Below are 4074 nucleotides of genomic sequence, written 5' to 3'. Positions count from 1 at the left end.
ACACCGCGAGAAATTCGAGAAAAACCCTGGTCAGACCCCCTTTTCGGCTTCCGTTTCCGGCCCAACACTGGTAATGTTGTCCTTGTTGGAAGGGGGTGGCACCCCGACCGACACCACCACTCGAAACCCGAACGAGGAGCACTCAATGCGCGCCCTGATCGAGACCTTCAAGACCATCCGCGCCCGTCACCGCGCGGCCCGCCGGGCGGGCCTGCGGTCGTACACGGTGGTCCTGGACTGGACGGCCAAGGAGTACGCGCACTACGCGCCCGAGGTCATGCACGTCCGCGCATCCTCGCCGCTGGCCGCCGAGATGGACGCGCTGCTCCAGGCGGCGAAGGCCCACGTCATGCACGTCGACCAGTTCGAGGGGCTGGAGGGCCGCGCCCTGCTCCTGGAGGCGGGCAACCAGATGAAGGTCGTGGCCACCTTCACCGGCACCCACACCGCCGTTCACTCCGACCACTTCTGACCCCCCGCCCGCCGGGGCGGCGGATGGCACCGCCGCCCCGGCCCCTCGAAACCCGCACGACGAAGAGAGGCAACCCGTGAGCATGACCGGCACCGTCTACACCCGCGCGCACGCCATCAAGGACGGTCTCCTGATCGAAGCCGACCCCGGCATTGCCGAAGAGATGGAGTTCCCCGCCCCGGTCGCTATGACCGAGGCCGTCTACCGCGACTGTGTCGCCGTCCCCGAGGCGTACGCCTGGACGACCGGCATCCGGCTGGACGAGACCGAGCGGGAATGGGACCTCTTGCTCACCGCGTCCCGCGCGATCAAGGCGGCCGCAGGCTCCGGCCGCAAGCCCCGGCTCGCGCTCACCCTCTACCGCGTCCCCACCGACGGCACCACCCGCGACGCCCGGCGCGTGACCCTCGTGGCCGAGTCGTCGCCGGGCGACCACGGCGAGCGCGTCATCACGATCATGCGCCCGACGGAACGCCTGCCCTACTGAGACCGCCCGGCCGGGGCGGCGGATGGCACCGCCGCCCCGGCCCCCCTCGAAACCCGACACCCGCAGAACGGAGCACCATCATGGCTACGTCCCGACTCGACCACCTCACGGCGAACGGCACGGACGGCATCAACCGGCGCATCTTCCTGGCCGACGGGAAGGGCCTCAGTATCAAGGGCCAGCCCGGAGCCGCCCAGTTCGAGGAGGTCTACCTGGCCGAAGGGCTCGACGCCCCCGACGGGGAGGCGTGGGAGCTGGAGGACGACATCGAGCTGTGGCTCACCTCCGGTGACGAGCCCGACAAGGGGCGTCTGTTCTACGACGTGCCGGTTGCGGCCGTCCGCGCGCTCATCGAGGAGCACGGCGGAGAAGGGGCCGAGCAGGACCCCATCGGCTGACGCCGAGCGCCATCCCCGAGGCGAAGGCCCTCGTACCGCCCCGGCCAGCACAGGCCGGGGCGGGCGGGGAAACGCGCCGAGCGCGACGGCCGCCATCGTCCGCTGAGGCATCCGCGCCGCCCCTCGTGCGGGGCTGTCCGTCAGCGCCGGCCGGGCCGCGCTGGAGTCGCCGGCCGCGCCTGCCGGTGGTGGGACACCGCCGCCGCCGTGTGTCCGGCCGGTGGTGCGGAACCGCCGGGCGGTCCGGCCGGATTCCCGAGAAAAACCCTGGTCACGGGTACCGAAACCCTTGGCGATCAGGTTCAATACTGGTAATGTTGTCCTTGTTGGGAGGGGGTGGCACCCCGACCAACACACCTCGAAACCCACACCACGAAGGGACTCACCTTGACCGTGACGCAGAACGAGCAGGCCCCGGCCGCCATCGCAGAAGAGGCGGACGCCGGGCGGTTGGAGTGGATCGACCCGCTCACCGACTTCCGTCCCGACGAGCCCGAGGAGAGCCGGGTCATCGTCGACCCGTTCAACCACCGCAAGAAGCGCGAGGACGGCGAGGAGGACACCACCGAGCCCGACCCCGGCCTGATCGCCAGCGTGGACGCCGTGGGCGTCCAGCAGGCCCCGGTCCTGCGGCCCCAGGTGGGAGCAAACGAGGGCAAGCTGGGCATCGTCATGGGCCAGCGGCGCATGAAGGCCGCGCGCGCCGCCGCCGAGAAGGCCGTGGCCGAGGGCCGCAAGTACCGGAAGGTCCGCGTGATCATCCGTGAGGACCTGAAGGGCGTGGACGACGAGGCCCTGGCCGGGTCCATGGTCGAGAACGTCCACCGCGCGGCCGCCAGCGTCCAGGACGACCTGGACGCCGCCCAGCAGCTCGCCCTCATGGTCGACGCCAAGCGGGTACCGAAGGCCCGCAAGGCCCAGCTCGCGGCCGCCATCGGCCGGACCACGGAGGAGCTGGACGCCGCCCCCCGGGTCGCCAAGATCGCCCCCGAGGTGATCGAGGAACTGTGGGAGCAGGGGGCAGAGTTCGACTGGGTCGAGCAGGCCGACTACGCCGAGGTCGAGGACGTGCCCAACGCCCTGTGGAAGCTGGAGCAGGCCAAGCGGAAGGACGCCGACGAGGGCAACACCAAGCGGGGCGCGTGGCGGCAGGCCATGCAGGCGCTGAGGGCCGAGAAGGAGAAGGCCGAGCGCATCGCGGCGACGACGGCCGAGCTGGCCAAGAAGATGATCCCGGTCATCGGCTGGCCCCACAGCTGGCAGTACAGCGCCGCCCGCCCGCTGGAGGAGCTGGAGAGCGCGATCGGCCGTCCGCTGACCGAAGCCGGTCACAACGAGACCTGCGAGGGCCACGCCGCCACGTTCGACCCGGCCGACGGCGAAGTGGTCTGGGTCTGCCGTGACTTCAAGAAGCACGGCCACCGGATCATCGGGGCGGACCAGACCGAGGGCGACGGGAGCGAGGAGGCCGACGAGAAGGCCGAGGCCGAGCGCGAGGCCGCACGCGCCGAGGCCCGGCGCGTGAAGGCCAACAACGCCGCCTGGCGTTCGGTGCGCGAGGTCCGGCAGGCGTTCATCGTCGACATGTGCCAGGACAAGGGCGAGGCCCCGGCCGACGTGAAGGACCTGGTGCTGACGACGATCCTCGCGGGCCGTTACACGTACACCCACTACGTGACGGGCGACTACGGCAGGCTGCTGTCGACGTTCCTGAAGGACGAGAACCTGAAGCACACCCCGGCCGACGTGGTGGCCAAGCTGGTCAAGCGCACCGGGGCCAAGCGGTACTGGTGGCTTCTGTTCGCCCACGTCGCGGGCATGTACGAGTTCGAGCACATGACCGACGAGGCATGGCGCGGCAAGAAGGACGAGTTCGGTCGGCGCAAGCCCATCGAGGGCGAGACGGTCGAGTGGCTGAACTTCCTGAAGAAGCACGGTTACAGCCTCTCCGAGGTCGAGGAGGAGACCCTGGCCACCGCCCAGCAGCAAGCCGAGGAGGAGGCGAGGCGGGTAGCTGAACGCAAGGAGCGGGACGCCCGTTGGCAGCGCGAGCGTGAGGAGGCCCGGCTCAAGCGGGAGGCCGAGGAGAAGGCCGCGCGGGAGGCCGAGGCCGTCCAGGCGGACGAGAGCCACGAGCCCGAGGACGAGCCGGACACCGAGCCCGCCGAGGCGGACGACGAGTAGCGGCACCCAGCGGGCCCGCCAGAGCGGGCCCGCCCCCTGCCGGGGGCGGCGGATGGCACCGCCGCCCCCGGACCCCTCGAAACCCCCACACCCCACGAGGAGATGACCATGCAGGACACCCCCGAGACCACGGGCGAGCGGCTGACTCGCACCCTGGCGCACCACGGCCTGGCCGTGCGCACCCTGGTCTCCCGCCGCTACGACGGGAGCCGCATCGTGGTCGACGTGGAGGGAGGAGCCGAGATCCGGATCGCAGACCAGCGCGGCCTGATCGACGGGCGGGCCGACTGGCATTGCGGGTGGATCGCCCGCTACCGGCCGCACGGGGCCCGCAGCGGCGAGGGCGAGACCCGGATCTACGAGTCCAGCGGCGCGCGGCTCCCCTTCGAGCAGGACACCGCCGCCTTGGTGGTCGCCGTCGTCCAGTGCGCCACCGCCCGCAGTCTCGCCGTCGCGTGAAGCCCAAGGGCCGGCGTCGTGCCGGGTGGAGCCGGCCGGCTCCCGGACATATGCAAGAGACGCAGATCACAGTG

At 71.1% G+C, this 4074-nt stretch carries 5 protein-coding genes; all 5 read left to right on the top strand.

Going from position 1 to position 4074, the window contains the following annotated elements:
• Nucleotides 1-145 precede the first annotated feature (145 nt).
• The 5 genes from AB0937_RS38375 (at nt 146) to AB0937_RS38355 (ending at nt 4000) form a co-directional block, all read left to right on the top strand.
• Nucleotides 146-472 (top strand): hypothetical protein, encoded by a 327-nt coding sequence (locus tag AB0937_RS38375; protein WP_330269903.1) that lies wholly within the window; start codon nt 146-148, stop codon nt 470-472.
• An 82-nt stretch (nt 473-554) separates the two neighbouring features.
• A complete protein-coding gene (locus AB0937_RS38370) occupies nt 555-959 on the top strand; it encodes a DUF6573 family protein (protein ID WP_366718829.1) in 405 nt (134 codons plus the stop codon).
• Nucleotides 960-1039: 80 nt separating this feature from the next.
• Nucleotides 1040-1357, top strand: a complete 318-nt coding sequence (locus AB0937_RS38365; protein WP_366718827.1) for a hypothetical protein — start codon at nt 1040-1042, stop codon at nt 1355-1357.
• 393 nt (nt 1358-1750) lie between these two features.
• Nucleotides 1751-3541, top strand: coding sequence for a ParB N-terminal domain-containing protein (locus AB0937_RS38360; RefSeq protein WP_366718831.1), 1791 nt, complete (start codon nt 1751-1753; stop codon nt 3539-3541).
• 108 nt (nt 3542-3649) lie between these two features.
• Complete coding sequence (locus tag AB0937_RS38355) at nt 3650-4000, top strand: hypothetical protein (protein ID WP_164348881.1); 351 nt, start codon at nt 3650-3652, stop codon at nt 3998-4000.
• The last annotated feature ends 74 nt before the right edge of the window (nt 4001-4074 follow it).

Source organism: Streptomyces sp. NPDC047880, from assembly GCF_040706515.1.
Taxonomy (GTDB): Bacteria; Actinomycetota; Actinomycetes; order Streptomycetales; family Streptomycetaceae; genus Streptomyces.
This window is presented reverse-complemented; position numbering and strand designations above follow the sequence as displayed.